This is a genomic window from Ciceribacter lividus, assembly GCF_003337715.1.
In the GTDB taxonomy this organism is placed as follows: Bacteria; Pseudomonadota; Alphaproteobacteria; order Rhizobiales; family Rhizobiaceae; genus Allorhizobium; species Allorhizobium lividum.
Genome location: NZ_QPIX01000003.1, coordinates 260,921 through 279,128, shown reverse-complemented (window position 1 = coordinate 279,128; position 18,208 = coordinate 260,921). Strand labels below are relative to the sequence as shown.

15 protein-coding genes are annotated in these 18,208 nt (G+C 63.3%); 7 read left to right on the top strand and 8 right to left on the bottom strand.

Translation table 11 applies throughout. The annotated features are described in order from the left end of the window. Nucleotides 1-4: 4 nt before the first annotated feature. The 5 genes from DFR48_RS07560 to DFR48_RS07540 form a co-directional block, all read right to left on the bottom strand. Nucleotides 5-820 carry an ABC transporter permease gene (locus DFR48_RS07560; protein WP_114362558.1) on the bottom strand — a complete coding sequence of 272 codons (816 nt, stop codon included), beginning with the start codon at nucleotides 818-820 and terminating at the stop codon, nucleotides 5-7. Between the two features lie 9 nt (nucleotides 821-829). Further along, the gene (locus DFR48_RS07555) at nucleotides 830-1,735 is read right to left on the bottom strand and encodes an ABC transporter permease subunit (RefSeq protein WP_114362557.1); all 906 of its coding nucleotides are present in this window, start codon (nucleotides 1,733-1,735) and stop codon (nucleotides 830-832) included. A 10-nt stretch (nucleotides 1,736-1,745) separates the two neighbouring features. Then, a complete protein-coding gene (locus tag DFR48_RS07550) occupies nucleotides 1,746-2,906 on the bottom strand; it encodes an ABC transporter ATP-binding protein (protein WP_114362556.1) in 1,161 nt (386 codons plus the stop codon). A gap of 89 nt (nucleotides 2,907-2,995) precedes the next feature. Further along, complete coding sequence (locus DFR48_RS07545; protein WP_280956415.1) at nucleotides 2,996-4,057, bottom strand: polyamine ABC transporter substrate-binding protein; 1,062 nt, start codon at nucleotides 4,055-4,057, stop codon at nucleotides 2,996-2,998. Nucleotides 4,058-4,239: 182 nt separating this feature from the next. Further along, entirely contained in the window at nucleotides 4,240-5,664 is a 1,425-nt protein-coding gene (locus DFR48_RS07540) for a helix-turn-helix domain-containing protein (RefSeq protein ID WP_114362554.1), read from the bottom strand. A gap of 237 nt (nucleotides 5,665-5,901) precedes the next feature. Between DFR48_RS07540 and aceA the strand changes: the two genes are divergently transcribed. Further along, the gene (gene aceA, locus DFR48_RS07535; protein WP_114362553.1) at nucleotides 5,902-7,191 is read left to right on the top strand and encodes an isocitrate lyase; all 1,290 of its coding nucleotides are present in this window, start codon (nucleotides 5,902-5,904) and stop codon (nucleotides 7,189-7,191) included. A gap of 148 nt (nucleotides 7,192-7,339) precedes the next feature. Continuing rightward, nucleotides 7,340-7,585 carry an SMc00767 family acetate metabolism repressor gene (locus tag DFR48_RS07530; RefSeq protein ID WP_112689055.1) on the top strand — a complete coding sequence of 82 codons (246 nt, stop codon included), beginning with the start codon at nucleotides 7,340-7,342 and terminating at the stop codon, nucleotides 7,583-7,585. A 110-nt stretch (nucleotides 7,586-7,695) separates the two neighbouring features. Here DFR48_RS07530 and DFR48_RS07525 read toward each other — a convergent pair whose 3' ends face one another. Together DFR48_RS07525 and DFR48_RS07520 are read right to left on the bottom strand one after the other, a co-directional pair. After that, nucleotides 7,696-10,227: a methyl-accepting chemotaxis protein gene (locus tag DFR48_RS07525; RefSeq protein ID WP_114362552.1), complete on the bottom strand. Its 2,532-nt coding sequence runs from the start codon at nucleotides 10,225-10,227 to the stop codon at nucleotides 7,696-7,698. A gap of 188 nt (nucleotides 10,228-10,415) precedes the next feature. Then, complete coding sequence (locus DFR48_RS07520; RefSeq protein ID WP_114362551.1) at nucleotides 10,416-11,285, bottom strand: LysR family transcriptional regulator; 870 nt, start codon at nucleotides 11,283-11,285, stop codon at nucleotides 10,416-10,418. A 91-nt stretch (nucleotides 11,286-11,376) separates the two neighbouring features. Here DFR48_RS07520 and DFR48_RS07515 point away from each other — a divergent pair, with 91 nt between their 5' ends. After that, complete coding sequence (locus tag DFR48_RS07515; RefSeq protein WP_114362550.1) at nucleotides 11,377-11,739, top strand: hypothetical protein; 363 nt, start codon at nucleotides 11,377-11,379, stop codon at nucleotides 11,737-11,739. 151 nt (nucleotides 11,740-11,890) lie between these two features. On the opposite strand, the gene DFR48_RS07510 is transcribed toward DFR48_RS07515, so the two are convergent. Continuing rightward, on the bottom strand, nucleotides 11,891-13,072 hold the full coding sequence (locus DFR48_RS07510) for a BaiN/RdsA family NAD(P)/FAD-dependent oxidoreductase (protein ID WP_114362549.1): 1,182 nt from the start codon (nucleotides 13,070-13,072) through the stop codon (nucleotides 11,891-11,893). Nucleotides 13,073-13,199: 127 nt separating this feature from the next. Between DFR48_RS07510 and DFR48_RS07505 the strand changes: the two genes are divergently transcribed. The 4 genes from DFR48_RS07505 (at nucleotide 13,200) to pgl (ending at nucleotide 18,208) form a co-directional block, all read left to right on the top strand. Further along, a complete protein-coding gene (locus DFR48_RS07505) occupies nucleotides 13,200-14,636 on the top strand; it encodes a glutamine synthetase family protein (protein WP_114362548.1) in 1,437 nt (478 codons plus the stop codon). An 8-nt stretch (nucleotides 14,637-14,644) separates the two neighbouring features. Beyond that, nucleotides 14,645-15,931, top strand: coding sequence for an NAD(P)/FAD-dependent oxidoreductase (locus DFR48_RS07500; protein ID WP_114362547.1), 1,287 nt, complete (start codon nucleotides 14,645-14,647; stop codon nucleotides 15,929-15,931). A 100-nt stretch (nucleotides 15,932-16,031) separates the two neighbouring features. Next, the gene (zwf, locus tag DFR48_RS07495) at nucleotides 16,032-17,504 is read left to right on the top strand and encodes a glucose-6-phosphate dehydrogenase (protein ID WP_114362546.1); all 1,473 of its coding nucleotides are present in this window, start codon (nucleotides 16,032-16,034) and stop codon (nucleotides 17,502-17,504) included. A 5-nt stretch (nucleotides 17,505-17,509) separates the two neighbouring features. Next, nucleotides 17,510-18,208 (top strand): 6-phosphogluconolactonase, encoded by a 699-nt coding sequence (gene pgl / locus DFR48_RS07490; protein WP_114362545.1) that lies wholly within the window; start codon nucleotides 17,510-17,512, stop codon nucleotides 18,206-18,208.

The following is an 18,208-nucleotide window of genomic DNA, read 5'->3' as shown; positions in this document are numbered from 1 at the left end:
GCCGTCAGGCCTGGGTCGCGGCGACGTGCTCGTCGCGCAGGCGCTGCAACTCGCGCTGCTTGGTGGTGATCGAGGCGATGATGACGCCGATGGTCACGACGCCGATGAGGATGGTGCAGACGGCGTTGATCTCCGGCGTGACCCCGAGACGGACCTGCGAATAGATCTTGATCGGCAGGGTGGTCGCTCCGGGCCCGGTCGTGAAGCTCGATATGACCAGATCATCGAGCGACAGCGTGAAGGCGAGCATCCATCCGGAAACGACGGCCGGCATGATGAGCGGCAGCGTGATCCTGAAGAAGGTCCGGACCGGCGGGCAGCCGAGGTCGAGCGCCGCCTCCTCGAGGCTGCGGTCGAAGGTCAGGAGCCGCGACTGCACGACAATCGCCACGTAGCACATGGTGAAAGTGACATGGGCGAGCGTCAGCGTCAGCATGCCGCGATCGAGGCCAACCGCCACGAAAAGCAGAAGCAGCGACAGGCCGGTGATCACCTCCGGCATGACGAGCGGCGCGTAGACCATGCCGGAAAACAGCATCCGTCCCGGAAACCGGCCGTAGCGCACCAGCGCCAGTGCCGCCAGCGTACCGAGTACGGTGCCCAGCGTGGCGCTGATCAGGCCGACGCGGATCGTCACCCAGGCGGCATCGAGCAGGCCCTGGTTCTGCCAGAGTGCACCGTACCATTTGAGCGAGAAACCGCCCCAGACGGTGACGAGCTTCGATTCGTTGAAGGAATAGATGATGAGAATGACAATCGGGAGATAGAGGAAGGCGAACCCGATGGTGAGGACGGTGGCGTCGAACTTGCCCGGTTTCATGGCGTCACCTCACACCTTCTGCTGCTGATTCTGGAATATCATGATGGGAATGACCAGCAGCAGCAGCAGCACTACGGCGACCGCGGAGGCGAGCGGCCAGTCGCGATTGCCGAAGAACTCCGTCCAGAGCGTCTTGCCGATCATCAGCGTATTCGGGCCACCGAGCAGGTCCGGGATGACGAACTCGCCTGTGATCGGGATGAAGCAGATCATCGAGCCGGCGATCACGCCGGGGATCGACAGCGGGAAGGTGATGCGCCAGAAGGCCTTCCACGGAGGGCATCCGAGGTCGCTTGCCGCCTCCAGGAGCGTGCCGTCGAGCTTTTCGAGCGCCGAATAGAGCGGCAGCACCATGAAGGGCAGATAGGAATAGACGATGCCGATGAAGATCGCCGTTTCTGTGCGGAAGATCTGTACCTGCTGGTCCGGTCCATAGATGTGCAGAGCCTGCAGCACGAGCGTCAAAAGCCCCTCCGGCTTGAGAATGCCGATCCAGGCGTAGACGCGGATCAGGAACGAGGTCCAGAAGGGCAGGATGACGAGCATCAGCAGCGTCGGCCGGATGGTGACGGAGGCCCGCGCCATGCCGAGCGCGATCGGATAACCGATCAGGAGCAGAAGAAAGGTGGAAATCACCGCGATCCGCAGGGACGACAGATAGGCGCTGTAATAGAGCGGATCCTCGGTGAGGAAGAAGTAATTCTCGAAATCGAGCTGCGAAATGAAGTCGCGGAGCGCGGAGAAGCCCTCGAACACGGGCAGGTAGGGCGGCATCGCGATTGTGGTGTCGGAGAGCGATATCTTCACGACGATGAAGAAGGGCGCGAGAAAGAAAAGCGCCATCCACACATACGGAACGAGAACGACGAGCCAGCGTGCCGGGCTTGCCTTGGGGAGTGATATCTCTTCTTCCATCGTTCTCTCCTCAGCGCGTCAGCACGAGGCCGGCATCGGCCGGCCACGTCAGCCACACCATGTCGCCGTAGGTGATCGGCCGGTCGACGAGACGGGAGATATTGGCCTGCGCGGCGCGGAAGGTGCGCCCGTCCTCCAGCTTGACGACGAAGACCGAAAAGTCGCCGAGATAGCCGATGTCCCAGACCTCGCCGTAAAGCGCATTGGTCGCGGTCTCCTCCGGAGTGTCCAGCGAGATGCGCACCTTTTCGGGACGAACCGCGAAAGCGACACTCGCGCCGGGCGCCACGTCGCATTGCTGCTCCACCACGGCCGTGAAGCTTCCGCAGGAGACCCTGGCCACTTCGCTGCCGTTGCGGCCGTCGTTCGTGCGGCCTTCGAAGGTGCCCTCGACGATGTTGATGTCCCCGATGAAATCGGCGACGTAGCGGCTGTTCGGTGCCTCGTAGATCTCGGCCGGCGTCGCCACCTGCACGATGACGCCCTTGTCCATGACGGCGATGCGGTCGGACACCGTCATCGCCTCTTCCTGGTCGTGGGTGACGATCAGGAAGGTGAGGCCGAGCGTCGTCTGGATGTCGATGAGCTCGAACTGCGTCTCCTCGCGCAGCTTGCGGTCGAGCGCGCCGAGCGGCTCGTCGAGCAGCAGCACCTTCGGACGCTTGGCGAGCGAACGGGCGAGCGCCACACGCTGGCGCTGGCCGCCCGAAAGCTGGTTCGGCTTGCGCTTGGCGAACTGCTCGAGCTTGACGAGCTTCAGCATCTCCTGGACTCGCGCGTCGATCTCGCCTTTCGGCAATTTGTCCTGTTCGAGCCCGAACGCGATGTTCTTCTCGACGGTCATGTGCGGGAAGAGCGCGTAGGACTGGAACATCATGTTGGTCGGGCGGCGGTAGGGCGGAACGCCGGAGATGTCCTTGCCCTGCAACAGGATGCGTCCCTCGGTGGGGTCTTCGAAGCCCGCCAGCATGCGCATGAGCGTGGTCTTGCCGCATCCCGAAGGCCCAAGCAGCGAGAAGAACTCCCGCTCGTAGATGTCTAGAGTGAGATTGCTCACCGCCGTGAAGTCACCGAAGCGCTTGGTGACGTTCTCGAAGCGGATGAAGGGCACCGCATTCGGATCGGTCCATGGTGAGAATTTACGTTTTACCGGCCCCAGAGACTTCGCCATTGCCCGACCCAAATTCCTGAATCTAAAAGATCATTCCGTGAAAACGACACCGGGCGCGTCGATGCGCGCCCGGTCAATTCGCCCGCGGGTCAGTTGCCCGTTTTTATCTGTGTCCAGACGCGATTGAGAACACGCTGTTCCTTGGGGCCATAGGGCGAGATCGTGAAGAGCTTCTTCATCGTCTCCGGATCGGGATAGACGGAGGGATTCTTGAAGACGCTCTCGTCGAGCAGGGGCTGTGAGGCAAGGTTGCCGTTCGCATACTGCACGTAGTTGGACGCCTTGGCGATAACGTCGGGCTTCATCAGGAAGTTGATGAACTCGTGGGCTTCTTCGACGTTCTGGGCGTCCGCGGGGATCGCCAGATTGTCGAACCACATATAGGTGCCTTCCTTCGGAATGACGTATTCGACGTGGACGCCGTTGTTGGCCTCCTCGGCGCGGGCCTTGGCCTGCAGGATGTCGCCGGACCAGCCGATGGTCATGCAGATGTCGCCGTTGGCGAGGTCGTCGATATAGGCCGACGAGTTGAAGGTCTTCACCGACGGGCGGATATTCATGTAGACCTTGCCGCCCTCTTCGAGTTCGGCCGCTTCCTTGCTGTCAGGATTCTTGCCGACGTAGTTGAGCGCGATCGCGAAGGTTTCGTCGGAGGCGTCGAGGATGTTGATACCGCAGGATTTCAGCTTCTCGGCATTCTCCGGCTTGAAGAGAACGTCGAAGCTGTCGACCGGTACATCGCCGAGCGCGGCCTTCACCTTGTCGACATTGTAGCCGATGCCGGTAGTACCCCACATGTAGTTGACGGCGTATTCGTTGCCGGGGTCATACTTGGCCAGGCGCTCCATGACTTCCGGCCACATGTTCTTCAAGTTCGGCAGCTTCGACTTGTCGAGCTTCTGGAAGACGCCCGCCTGGATCTGGCGCGCGAGGAAGGGAGCGGTCGGAACGACGACGTCGTAACCCGAGCCACCGGCAAGCAGCTTGGTTTCGAGCAGTTCGTTGCTGTCGAACACGTCGTAGACGACCTTGATGCCGGTCTCCTTGGTGAATTCTTCCAGCACCGACTCGTCGATGTAGTCCGACCAGTTGTAGACGTGAACCACACGGTCTTCTGCATTTGCGGCAGCCGCAAACAGCAGCGTCGCCATGGCTACGGACGCCAAACGAGTGAAATCGGATATCATAATATCTCCTGTCTTTTATTCCCCGGGTGGGCGAACGCCCCTCGTTATTCTTTGTTTTTTTGGCAGACTAGAAAGGAAATCGACGGGCGACAAGGGGAAAAAGCTATATCGGCAAGAAGGCGTCGTTCACTGCAAGAAGGCGTCGTTCACTGGAAGTCGAAGGCAGAGAGCCCGGTCACCATTTCGTCCAGGCCGAGCGGACGTGTCACCGGAGGCTCGGCGCGGGCGAGACAACCCTGCCTCTCGCAGAGCCGGCACACCGTACCGACGGCAACCGGCGGCAGGCCGCCGGCGACCGTCTGCCCATAGACCACTTCGTCGCGGTAGGCGATGTCGCAGCCGAGCAGCAGTGCTGTACGCCGGACCCGCTCGTTGAATCCCGCCTGCGGCCCGTCGAGGGTTCGCGAGACCGTCAGGAAGCCGGTGCCGTCGGGCATTTCCACATGGTCGACGAGGATCTGCGCGGGCTGGGCGAAGGCGGCATGGATGTTGAGCTTAGGGCAGCCGCCGCCGAACTTCGCCTGCGGGAAACCGCTCGCACCTGCCTTGCGGAAGCGATGGCCGGCATTGTCGACCTCGAGCATGAAAAAGGGGATGCCTGCAGCACCCGGGCGCTGCAGCATCGTCAGCCGGTTCGCCACCTGTTCGTAGGAGACGGAAAAGCGGGAGCGCAGGACGTCGACGTCATATCGGGCACGCTGGGCAGCCGAAAGAAAGGCACCATAGGGCATGATGAGCGCATGGGCGGCATAACGAGCGAGCTCGAAGCGGCCGAGACGCTTCGCCTCGCCGGTCGAGAAGGAGAGCCCTTCCAGCTCGGCAAGGATCTCCTCTCCGAGCGCCAGCAGACAGACCTCCATGGCGATTTCCCGCAACTGGTCGAAAGGCGACAGCCGCTCGGACAGGAAGAGACGCATCGAATGCCGGTCGTAGCGCCGACGCAGATTGGGCATCGCATGGATCGGCAGTGCGCGCACGACGATGCCATGCTTGGCGCGAAGCCAGTTTTTCAGCGCGACGACGAGATCGTCGCCAGCAGAGAGACCGAGCCCGGCGTGGAAGGCCTCCGCCGCATCCTCGATCCGCGCAAAGAAGTTCGGCCGCTTCTCGAAGGTCTCGCGCACCTCGTCGATCGGTAGCCGCGTACCGGAAAGCGAGGTTGCATGGCCCTCGCGAGCCAGGAGCTCGGCGAGGTCGGTCAGCCGGCTCGCCTGCTCGCGATAGGCCCGGTAGAGCTTTATCACGCCGTTCGCGGCGTTTGGTGCGGCCTCGGCCACCTCGATGAGTTCCTGGTCGCCCGGCACCTCGCCGGCGAGCAATGGATCGGCAAAGACCTCGCGCAACTGGCTCGCGGTGCCGCCGGCCTCCCCCTGCAATTCATCGAGATCGACCTTGTAGACGGCCGCGAGCTTCAGCAGCAGCTGCACCGTCAGTGGGCGCTGGTTGCGCTCGATGAGGTTCAGGTAGGAGGGCGAGATTTCCAGCGCCTCGGCCATGGCCGTCTGAGTGAGGCCGAGACCGTTGCGGATACGCCGGACCCTTGGGCCCGCAAAGATCTTGTGCTCCGCCATTTTACATACCTTTACAGAACGAGGCCGATCCAACGCCTCAGAGCTCTTTTACTGTTTTTACAATTTTACAGCGTCGCATTGTCAAACGCAAGACATTCTAACCTCTTTCATCCTGTTGTTTTCTCGAATTTTCTGGCCGTTTTTTGCGCCGCACTGTAAATATCGTCACATCAAGAGCGAGGAGCCGCGAACCAGGAAATCGGGCTTCTTGAGCACCGGAGCAAAAGGGAGTTTGCTATGACTGATTTTTACAATCTCGTCCCGAGCGCATCGAAGGACCGCTATGACGGTATCCAGCGCCCGTATACGCCCGAAGACGTCAAGCGGCTGCGCGGCTCGGTCGAGATCAAGTATTCGCTCGCCGAAATGGGTGCGAACCGGTTGTGGAAGCTGATCAACGAAGAACCCTTCGTCAATGCGCTCGGTGCGCTCTCGGGCAACCAGGCCATGCAGATGGTTCGCGCCGGCCTGAAGGCCATCTACCTCTCCGGCTGGCAGGTCGCCGCCGACGCCAACACCGCGTCCGCCATGTATCCGGACCAGTCGCTCTATCCGGCGAACGCCGCACCGGAACTTGCACGCCGCATCAACCGCACGCTGCAGCGCGCAGACCAGATCGAAACTCAGGAAGGCAAGGGCCTTTCGGTCGACACCTGGTTCGCCCCGATCGTCGCCGATGCGGAAGCAGGCTTCGGCGGTCCGCTCAACGCCTTCGAGATCATGAAGGCCTTCATCGAGGCGGGCGCTGCCGGCGTTCATTTCGAGGACCAGCTCGCATCGGAAAAGAAGTGCGGCCATCTCGGCGGCAAGGTTCTGATCCCGACCGCCGCACACATCCGCAACCTGACCGCTGCCCGCCTTGCCGCCGACGTCATGGGGGTTCCGACGCTGATCGTCGCCCGTACCGACGCGGAAGCCGCAAAGCTGCTGACCTCGGACATCGATGAGCGCGACAAGCCCTTCGTCGACTACGATGCCGGCCGCACGGCGGAAGGCTTCTATCAGGTCAAGAACGGCATCGAGCCCTGCATCGCACGCGCGATCGCCTATGCGCCTTACTGCGACCTGATCTGGATGGAAACCGGCAAGCCGGACCTCGAACAGGCCCGCAAGTTTGCCGAGGCCGTGCAGAAGGCGCATCCGGGCAAGAAGCTTGCCTACAACTGCTCGCCGTCGTTCAACTGGAAGAAGAACCTCGACGACGCGACGATCGCCAAGTTCCAGAAGGAGCTGGGTGCGATGGGCTACAAGTTCCAGTTCATCACGCTCGCCGGCTTCCACCAGCTGAACTTCGGCATGTTCGAACTCGCCCGCGGCTACAAGGATCGCCAGATGGCGGCCTATTCGGAGCTGCAGCAGGCGGAATTCGCGGCCGAGGCGAACGGCTACACGGCGACCAAGCACCAGCGCGAAGTCGGCACCGGCTACTTCGACGCCGTCTCGCTCGCCATCACCGCTGGCCAGTCTTCGACGACGGCGATGAAGGAATCGACCGAAACCGAGCAGTTCAAGCCGGCGGCTGAGTAATGCCTTACCCTCTCCTTGAGGGGGAGGGTCGGACCAGAGGTCCGGGGTGGGGTGAACGGAGCAAATCACCCCCACCCGTAGCTTCGCTACGACCTCCCCCCCTCAAGGGGGAGGTTTCAAGAACCCCGCATATAAGAGGAGAAATGCAATGACACCCCAGACCCGAGTCAAGGAACGCGCAGAAGAACAGGCATCGGCCATGACCGCCGAGCAACAGGCAATGATCCGCATGGTCGCGAACGACCTGCACCGCCTGAACCAATCCGTCATGAAGGCCGTCGACGCCGGCGTATCCGTCGAGCTCGTCCGCTCGGCACGCCATCACGGCGGCGACGGCAACTGGGGTGACCTGCTGATCCCGGTCATCGTTACTCAGGGCCGCAACGCCGCCTGAGACGAGATATCCCAACCCGGCGCCCGATGGGTGCCGGAACTTGCCCGCGCGAGCCCCGGCCGGAGGAAATCCGGGGACCTGCGCGGGCTTATTTTTGTGCGGTGACGCGATCAGGCCGCCGGGCGGACCGCCCGGTGATCCTGTTGCCGGCCATCGATGCGGAACTGCTGGACGAGAGCCAGCAACGCATCTGCCTCGGAGGCGAGCTGGCTGCTTGCCGCACTCGTCTCCTCCACCATCGCGGCGTTCTGCTGGGTCATCTGGTCCATCTGGTTGACGGCGTCGTTGACCTCCGCGAGCGCCGCCGACTGGTCCTGGCTGCCGCGGGCAATCACCTCGACGTGCTGGCTGATGGTCATTATCTGTTCGCCGATGCGCGTCAGAACCTCACCCGTCTGCTGGACGAGACGCGAGCCGCCGCCCACCTCGGCAGCCGCGGTGTTGATCAGGTCCTTGATCTCCTTCGCCGCGGAGCCGGAGCGCTGGGCAAGCTCACGCACCTCCTGGGCGACGACGGCAAAGCCCTTGCCAGCGTCCCCGGCGCGGGCCGCCTCGATGCCGGCATTGAGCGCAAGCAGGTTCGTCTGGAAAGCGATGTCCTCGATCACGTCGATGATCTGCTCGATCTTCTGCGAGGCATTCTCGATCCGGCCCATGGCCGAGATCGCATTCCCGACCACCTCGGCCGAATCCTCGGCGCTGCTGCGGGTCGCAACCACGATCGCGTTCGCCTCGCGGGCCCGTTCGGCCGAGGAGCGCACGGTCACCGTGATCTCGTCGACGGCCGCCGCCGTCTCTTCCAGCGAGGCGGCCTGTGCTTCGGTCCGACGCGACAACTCCGCTGCGGACTGCGACATCTGCTGACCGTTGCCCTGGATGAGGGAAACATTGGTGATGATCGTGCCGATCGTATCCTGAAGACGGGTCAGTGAGCGATTGAAGTCGTTGCGCAAGTCCTCAAGCCGGCCGACGAAGGGTGTCTCGATCATCGCCGAGATATCGCCGTCGGCGAGCCGCCCGAGACCGGAGGCAAGCGCGTTGACGGCAAACTCGATCTGCCGGTCGATCTCCTGCTTTTCGAGATCGTTGCGCTGCCGTTCGGCCTCCGCCGCGGCGCGCTCCTGTTCGCTTTCCGCCTCGATGCGGATCTTGGCAAGCGCATTCTCCTTGAAGACGCCGAGCGCACGGGCCATCTCGCCGATCTCGTCGGCGCGGGCGTCGCCATTCACACCGGCATCGAGATCGCCGGCGGCGAGCCGGCGCATGGCCGCGGTGATCTGGGTGATCGGCCCCTTGAACGTGACGACGAGGCCGATGCCGGCAAAGATCGCGATTAGCACGCCGAGGATCGTCGCGCTCGCCGAGATGCGGTTCGCCTTGTCGCGTTCACTTCCCGCCGCCTCGCGTTGCAGGGCGGCAAAGGCGGTGAGGTTCGACCAGATCCCGTCGATATCGCTTGCGGCCGCCTTGAAGGACTCGGCACGCTTCACCGCGAGCCCGACAAGGTCGCCGGCGCGCGTGGCAATCGAGTCGGCAAGCGGCAACAGAGCAGCGACCTTCTCATGGGCATCCTTGGCGACTGCGGGATCGGCGATGAGTCCATCGGCGTCCGCACGCAGACCGTCGAGCGCGGTCTTCAGGCGCGAAAGGTTCTCCTCCTGCGGCGCTCCAAGGAAGCGGGAGGCGCGGGAATCCACGGTATTGACCGCATCGGCGAGCGTCTGGGTCGCCGCAAGCAGCGCCGTCGCCTCGGCCATCGGCCGGTCGAGCGTACCGAAGACGCGCGTCGCCTCGCGGGATTTCACGGTCGAGGCGCCCTGCAGCTTGATGCCGGCCGGACGCAGAAGATTGATCGCCCGGTCGACGACACCGATGGTTCCGTCGTTGACGACGCCGAGATCGATCTGTTTCTTCACCACGCCGATGCTGTCGGCGATCGCATTGCCGAGCGCGGCCTGGTCGACCGGCAGGACACTCGTAATGTCCGCGCTCGCGGTGGCGAGGTCGCCGAATTCCTTCTTGATCAGGTCCATCTTCTCCTGCGGCGTCGTCAGCGTGTTGTAAGCGGTGACGATCTTGGAGATGAGGGACGCTCCACGGTTGAGCTTCTCCGCCTGCCGCAGCAGGCCCTTGGCTTTCGCCTCGTCGGCGGCAAGCGCCTCGCGCACGGTCGTCGCATATTTGATGAGTTCGCCGCGGGCAGCCATCAGTGCGGCGAGATCGTCTTCAAGTCCGGCGTGCAGAGTGACCTCGTCCTGGTGCAGGCTCCAGAGGTCCGCCGCCTTGACGCCGATCGCGTCGGTGCCGGCGATCGCCGCATTCATTTCCGCCTGGCCTTCAAGCCCTGCGAGGTTCGCATGGGTGTCCTTGAGCGCGGCCGACTGCGCTTTGATGTCGTCCTCGAGAGCCGCCCTGGTCTCGCCGTTCGTCTCCTGCAGGAAGGTCGTCATCGAGACATAGACCTTCTTGAACCCGCTCAGCGTCTGCAGGACGGTGTTGGAGATGTCCATACGCCCCTGCAGCATGTTCGAGGCATAGAGGCCGGTGAGCCCCACCGCCGAAATGCTCAGCACGAACGGAAAGATGAAGACGAGAACCTTGGTCTGGATCTTGAAACGCGCCAGCAGACGGTCAACCAGCATCAGCCTTACCCCTCATGAATTGTCGTGTTCGATCAAAGTGAACGGACCTGACTTGAGCCCTTGAAGAAGCTTCTCTCACGGGGAACTAAAAAAAACCTGAATGAAATACTACTAAAGCAAGGGTGCAAATGTACGGAACGTCTGCCTGCAAACGCGACGCCGACGCGAGCGGCCGCGTCCACGATGCCTCAGGCCAGCGGGCGCTTGCCGCAGAAGAGTTCCTCGTGCGCCTTCAAGAGCCGCGACAGACGGTCGGCGACCGTCCGGATCTCGCGCCGGTGACGGTCGTCGTTGTTCATCACGATCCATTGGCGGTGGCGCAGCTCGGCGATTTCGGGCCCGGCCCGTTCGAGCTTCGGTTCGAGATCGCCGACGAAGCACGGCAGAACGGCAATCCCCGCCCCGGCAAGCGCAAGGTCGCGCAGCGAGCGGGGACGGTTGACGGTCACCACGATATTCTCGGCCTTGTTCTCATGCGGCCAGCGCAGATAGGCGGAGATCGCGTTTTCGGTATCCACCGCCAGCCAGCGGGCAGGCCCGTGATCTACGGTGTTGCGCGCCCGGTAGGGGGCGTAGGCGGCCGTGCCCGCCGGGATCTTGGCGAGGTTCAGTTCTTCCGGCTCGAAGGCGCGAATGCCGATGTCGCATTCGCGGTGCGCCAGCGCCGCCCGCTGCTCGGCGATGTGGATATCGATGCGGAACGGATCGCGCTCGCTAAGCAGGGCCGGGAAGTTCTCGCTGACGAGCCATGCAATCCAGGTGCCAGCTGCCAGCCTGACCAGCGCGGGAGCCGCGGCCTCCTCGCGCCAGACTTCGACGCGGCGGGCCGCGACCTCCATCTCGCCCAGGTGTTCGAGGAGCTGCCGTCCATCGCCGGTGAGCCCGTAGCCGGCCTGACTGCGCACGAAGAGCGGACGGCCGATGCGACGCTCGAACTCTATCATCCGCCGGCCGATGGTCGCCGGGCTCAACCCGGTCTCAATGGCCGCGCCGGAAAGACCGCCATGGCGAGCGACGAGCAGGAAAATCTGGTAGGCGTCCCAGGATGGGTTTTTCATGACTGAAAAACCTAGTGCATTTCTGTCGGTTCATAAAGCAAATTTGGCAGCATAAATAGCTGGATGTGTTTCACCCGAAGGAGATGCATCCATGTATGAATTCGAAGGATTGCTGCTCGTCCGCCTGCTGTCTTCGCGACCGGTGCCGCGGCGGCCGACGCTCGCAGAGGAAGACGCCTATTATGCGCGCTATGGTGAGGCTCCGTGGCACAGGGCGCGCAAGATCTTCGCCCGGCTATCCGGCCGGGCGAAACCGCCCGTCGCAGATTGTGAGGGAAAGGCCAGCCGCTGCGAGGCCGGCGCGACGGCGACGCCGTATTGCCTAAAGGGCGAGTACGGCGAAGGCTGTCAGGATGCAGCAGGCGGCGAAGCCGAGGGCGGCCGTGCGCCGAAGAAGAACACGGCGATCGTCCTGCGTCCGGGCAATGGCGATTGCACGTGCTCTGCGATTTGACTGTCTCATCACTGCTACCCCACGAATACTGTTGAGCAACCTAGTCCACGGTTGTCGCGGTTCGCCACTCGACAAGATGTCGCAACGACGATCGTCGTATCCCGTCGGACGAGCATGCGCCCGCCCCGTTAACAAGTGCTGAAAAAGCCTATCACACGCTCTCGCCGGCGGCATGGCCGGAGGCCCAGGCCCACTGGAAGTTATAGCCGCCGAGCCAGCCGGTGACATCGACGCATTCGCCGACGAAATAGAGCCCCGGCACACGCTTCGCCATCATCGTCTTCGAGTCGAGTTCAGCCGTGTCGATGCCGCCGAGGGTCACCTCCGCCGTGCGGTAACCTTCCGAGCCGGCCGGTTTGATCGCCCAGCCATGGAGGAATGCGGCAAGCGCCTCCAGCGCCTTGTCCGACAAGTCGGCGAGCGGCTTTTCGATCTTCTGCCGCTCGGCGACATATTGGGCGAGCCGCTTCGGCAAGTGCTGCGCCAGAACGGTCTGCACGGCCTGACGTCCGTTCTCCTTCTTCGCGGCTTTCAGCACCGCGGCAAAATCCACGTCCGGCTCGAGCGAAAGCGTGATCTCGTCGCCCTCGCGCCAATAGCTGGAGATCTGCAGGACGGCCGGGCCGGACAGGCCACGATGGGTGAAAAGCAGCGCCTCCCGGAACGCAGTCTTGCCGTGCCGCACCTCGGCATCGACGGAAACGCCGGCAAGCGGCGAAAGCTCGGCAAGCAGCGCCGGGTCGAGCGTGAGGGGCACGAGGCCGGGGCGCGTCTCGGTCACCGTGAGGTCGAAGTCAGCGGCGACGCGGTAGGCAAGGCCCGTCGCCCCCATCTTCGGTATCGACTTGCCGCCGGTCGCGATCACCACGGAAGCGGCGCGGATTTCTCCATCCGTCGTTTGCAGGCGAAAGCCGCCCTCACCCTTTTCGACCGCGGAAATCTCGACGCCAAGCCGCAGTTCCACACCCGCCGCCCGCATCTCGTCGAGCAGCATACGGATGATGTCCTTGGCACTGTCGTCGCAGAACAACTGTCCGAGCGTCTTCTCGTGCCAGGAGATCCCGTGGCGATCGACCATCGCGACGAAATCGGCGGGCGTGAAGCGGACGAGTGCGGATTTGGCGAAATGCGGATTGGCCGAGAGGAAGTTCTTCGGCCCGGCATGAATGTTCGTGAAGTTGCAGCGGCCGCCGCCCGAAATGCGAATCTTCTCCCCCGGCGCACGGGCATGGTCGAGGACCACTACGCGGCGGCCGCGTTTGCCCGCGACGAGCGCGCACATCATGCCGGCGGCTCCGGCTCCTATGACAGCAACATCAAATATACGTGCCAAGTCCCGGCCCCCGTGACAAAGAAGACCTGTGTTTTCGATCAGCGCCGCAAAGTCAACGTCGTTTCCCCCCTCGCCAATTCGCGAAGTCCGGTTATGATGGCGCCATCAACAACCCAACCGGTGAGACATGCCTGCTAAGAAAACAATGCTCAGACCCCACGGCGCGGCATCCAAAAAGGCAAGCATTCCCCCGGACATCCAGTCGACCCGCGGCGTGAAGACGTGGAAGGACGCAACCGCCTGGCTCCGCGCCCGCGGCATCGAGGACATCGAATGCATCACGCCGGACCTCGCGGGCGTGCCGCGCGGCAAGATGATGCCGACCTCGAAGTTCACCGGCGATACGTCGCTCGCCCTGCCCTCGGCGCTCTACCGCCACACGATTTCCGGCGAGTATCCGGAAGAGAGCGGCCAGTTCCGTTATGAGCCGCGCGACAGCGACCTCAAGCTCGTGCCCGACCTCTCGACCCTCTCGGTCGTCCCGTGGGAAACCGATCCGACTGCACAGGTCATCTGCGATGTCGTCGGTTCGAACGGCGACCAGGTTTCCTATACGCCGCGCAACGTTCTCAAGAACGTCATGCGGCTCTACGAGGAAAAAGGCTGGCGACCCGTCGTGGCACCCGAGATCGAGTTCTATCTCGTCGCCATGAACGACGACCCCGACTATCCGCTGCATCCGCCGAAGGGCCGGTCGGGCCGGTCTATCCTCGGCGGTCAGGGCTATTCGATCGCCGGGATCAACGAATTCGACGAGCTGATCGACGACATCTACCACTTCTCCGAAAAGCAGGGGCTGGAGATCGACACCCTCATTCACGAGGAAGGTCCGGCCCAGCTCGAGATCAACCTGCGCCACGGCGATCCGATCGAACTCGCCGACCAGGTCTTCCTGTTCAAGCGCACGATCCGCGAGGCGGCGCTGAAGCACGGCATCTATGCGACCTTCATGGCGAAGCCCATGCAGGGACAGCCGGGTTCGGCCATGCACATCCACCAGTCCGTCGTGGACATGGAGACAGGCAAGAACATCTTCTCCAATCCGGACGGGTCTGCGTCGAAGGAATTCTTCCATTTCATCGGCGGCATGCAGGCCTTCGTGCCGAAGGCGCTGGTCATGATGGCGCCTTATGTGAACTCCTATCGCAGGCTGACGCCAGACATGTCGGCGCCGGTCAACAATGCCTGGGGCTACGACAACCGCACCACCGCCTTCCGCGTGCCGGTGTCGAATGCCGCCGCCCGCCGTGTCGAAAACCGCCTGCCGAGTTCGGACGCCAACCCGTACCTCGCGCTGGCCGCCTCGCTCGCCGCCGGCTATCTCGGCATCGTCAGGGGCGCGGAACCGACAGAAGCGTCCGAAGGCACCGCGAACGAAGGTTCGGTCGAGCTGCCGCGCGGGCTGCTCGAAGCCGTGTCGCTGATGGAATCCGAACCGGCGCTCGGCGAGGTGCTCGGCGAGGAGTTCATCGGGCTCTATGCCGGGGTGAAGCGCGGCGAGTTCGAGACTTTCATGCAGGTGATCAGCCCGTGGGAACGTGAATTCCTGCTGTTGAACGTGTGAGGGCGCCCATGACCTGGCAAAGCCCGATCGCGCCGGGGATTTCCTGGTACCAGGCGACCGTCGGCGAGCGTCCCGAATATCCGGCGCTTGACGGCTCGACCATGGCCGATGTCGCCATCGTCGGCGGCGGTTATACCGGCCTGCAGGCCGCCTATACGCTCGCCAAGGACGGGGTCTCGGTCGTCCTGATCGAGGCCAGCCGGATCGGCGACGGGGCGTCTGGCCGCAACGGCGGCCAGTTGGGCACCGGCCAGCGCGCCTATCCCGACGAACTCGAAGCCGAACTCGGCTACGAACGGTCGAAGGCACTGTTCGACCTTGCCGAACACGCGAAGAAATACCTCCTCGATTTCGCCGCCGAACACCAGATCGACATGGAGTTCATGCCGGGGCAGATGAACGTCGCCCACAAACCGGGGCACGAGAAGGAGTACCGGCACACCGCGGAGGTTGCCGCAACCCGCTACGGCTATCCGCATCTGCGGTTCATGGATGCGAAGGAAACTGCCGAACGCCTCGGCTCCAGCCATTATCACTACGGCGTCCATGACAGCGGCACGGGCCATATCCATCCGCTGAAACTAGTCGTCGGGCTTGCACGCGCAGCAAGCGCCGCCGGGGCCGCGATCCACGAGATGACGCCGGCAACGGCGATCCGGCAGGCCGGCAGCAAGACGCTCATCGACACGCCGAAGGGAACGATCACCGCAAACCGCGTGCTGATCGCCACCAATGCCTATATCGGCAATCTCGAGCCGGTCACCGCTGCGCATGTCATGCCGATCCGCTCCTTCATCGGGGCGACCGCGCCACTCGACAAATTTCCGACCGTCATCCCCGGTGGCGAGGCCGTCGCCGACTCCCGTTTCGTCGTGCGCTATTTCCGCAAGTCCCGCGACGGCCGGCTGCTCTTCGGCGGACGCGAGGCCTATACGGCGGACGCGCCGCGGGACATCTCTGCCCATATCCGCCGGCAGATCGCCGAGATCTATCCGGAGCTGAGCACGATCGAGATCACCCACGGCTGGGGCGGCTCGGTCGGCATCACGATGCCGCGCAAACCCTTCGTTCGCGAGGTGATGCCGGGCGTCACCTCGATCGGCGGTTATTCCGGCCACGGCGTCATGTTGTCGAACTACTGTGGCAAGCTCTATGGCGAGATGGTGCTTGGCCGTTCGTCGGAACTCGAATACCTGCGGGACCTGAAAATCCGGCCATTCCCGGGCGGTCCGCCGTTCCGCAGCCCGCTGCTCTTCCTTGCGCTTACGTGGTATGCGTTGAGGGACAGGTTCTGAACTTTTCGCGATCAGGCGCGAAATCGGCATCGGCCCACTGGCTTTTTTAAATCGATTAGATTAGAAACGCACCAACGTTTCCGACTGAGAGATGCCTCGCATGAGCAGCCAGATTATCCCCGTTGAGCCCTTTGACTACGTCGTCTTCGGCGGCACCGGCGACCTTGCCGAACGCAAGCTTCTGCCGGCGCTCTATCACCGGCAGCTCGCCGGCCAGCTGACCGAACCGACCCGCATCATCGGCGCGTCACGTACGCCGCTCTCCGACGACGACTACCGCAAGTTCGCGGAGAACGCGCTCAAGGAGCATCTGCGTCAGGGCGAATACGACGACGCCGAGGTTGCGAAGTTCTGTGCACGCATCTTCTACGTCCCGGTCGACGCGAAGTCGCCGGAGGGGTGGGACCGACTGAAGACGCTGCTCGACGACGGCAAGGACATCGTGCGAGCCTTCTATCTCGCCGTCTCGCCGTCGATCTTCGGCGACATCGCCGACAAGATCCGTGATTTCGACCTCATCACCAAGTCCACCCGCATCGTCGTCGAAAAGCCGATCGGTCGCGACCTCGCCTCGGCACAGGTGCTGAACGACACGATCGGCAAGGTCTTCAAGGAAGAACAGATCTTCCGCATCGACCACTATCTCGGCAAGGAGACGGTGCAGAACCTGATGGCGCTCAGATTCGCCAACGCCCTCTACGAGCCGCTCTGGAATTCGGCCCATATCGACCATGTGCAGATTACCGTTGCCGAATCGGTCGGGCTCGAGGGCCGCGTCAGCTACTACGACAAGGCCGGTGCGCTTCGCGACATGGTGCAGAACCACATCCTGCAGCTTCTCTGCCTGGTGGCCATGGAAGCGCCGAACTCGATGGACGCGGAAGCCGTCCGCGACGAGAAGCTCAAGGTGCTGCGCTCGCTGAAGCCGATCGACCCTTCGAACGTCGAGCGCCTGACGGTGCGTGGTCAGTACAAGGCCGGCGCCTCCGCCGGTGGTCCGGTCAAGGGCTATACCGAAGAACTCGAAGGCCCCTCCGACACGGAAACCTTCGTCGCCATCAAGGCCGAGATCGGCAACTGGCGCTGGGCCGGCGTGCCTTTCTATCTGCGCACCGGCAAGCGGCTCGCAGCCCGCATGTCGGAAATCGTCATCACCTTCAAGCCGATCCCGCATTCGATCTTCGGCGATGCCGCCGGCCGCATCGAGGCGAACAAGCTCGTCATCCGCCTGCAGCCGGACGAAGGCGTCAAGCAGTGGCTGATGATCAAGGATCCGGGACCGGGCGGCATGCGCCTGCGCCACGTTTCGCTCGACATGAGCTTCGCGCAGGCCTTCGACGTGCGCAATCCGGATGCCTACGAGCGCCTGCTGATGGACGTCATCCGCTCAAACCAGACGCTGTTCATGCGTCGCGACGAGGTCGAGGCCGCGTGGCGGTGGGTCGATCCGATCCTGACCGCCTGGGAGGAAACCGGGCAGAAGACGCAGGGCTACACGGCCGGCACCTGGGGCCCGAGCCAGGCGATCGCGCTCATCGAGCGTGACGGCCGTACCTGGCATGAGATCGAGTAGGCGCCATGGTCATGAAGGAAAACATCTTCGAAAACGGCGCCGCACTCGCGGCAGCACTTGCCGCCACGGTTGCCGCAGCGCTCTCGGCGGCTGTCGCCGCGCGCGGCGAAGCCTCGATCGCCGTTTCCGGCGGCTCGACGCCGAAGGCCTTCTTCGAGGCCCTGTCGCGCGAGGCGATCGACTGGGAGAAGGTCACCGTGACGCTCGTCGACGAGCGCTTCGTGCCCGCCGACAATCCGCGCTCCAACCACCTCCTGGTCGCGACGCATCTTTTGAAGAACGCCGCGGCAAACGCACGCTTCCTGCCGCTCTTCAGCCCCGCGGCCTCGGCGGAAGAAGCCGCCGAACGCGCGACCGAAGCGGCGGCGGTACTCGCGCAGCCCTTCGACATCGTCGTGCTCGGCATGGGCAATGACGGCCACACCGCCTCCTTCTTCCCCGGCGGCAACCATCTTGCGGAAGCGCTCGACCTTTCGCTGCCGCGGCGGGTGATGACCATGGAGGCCGAAGGTGCCGGCGAAACCCGCCTCACCTTCTCCTTCTCCAGCCTTCAGGATGCCCGGCTTCTGGTGCTTCATATCGAAGGCGCGGAGAAGAAGGCCGTGCTCCAAAAGGCGCTCGCCGGAACGGACGAGGCCGAAATGCCGGTTCGTGCGGTTCTCAATCGCGCCGCCTCGCCCGTCGAGATATACTGGGCGCCCTGA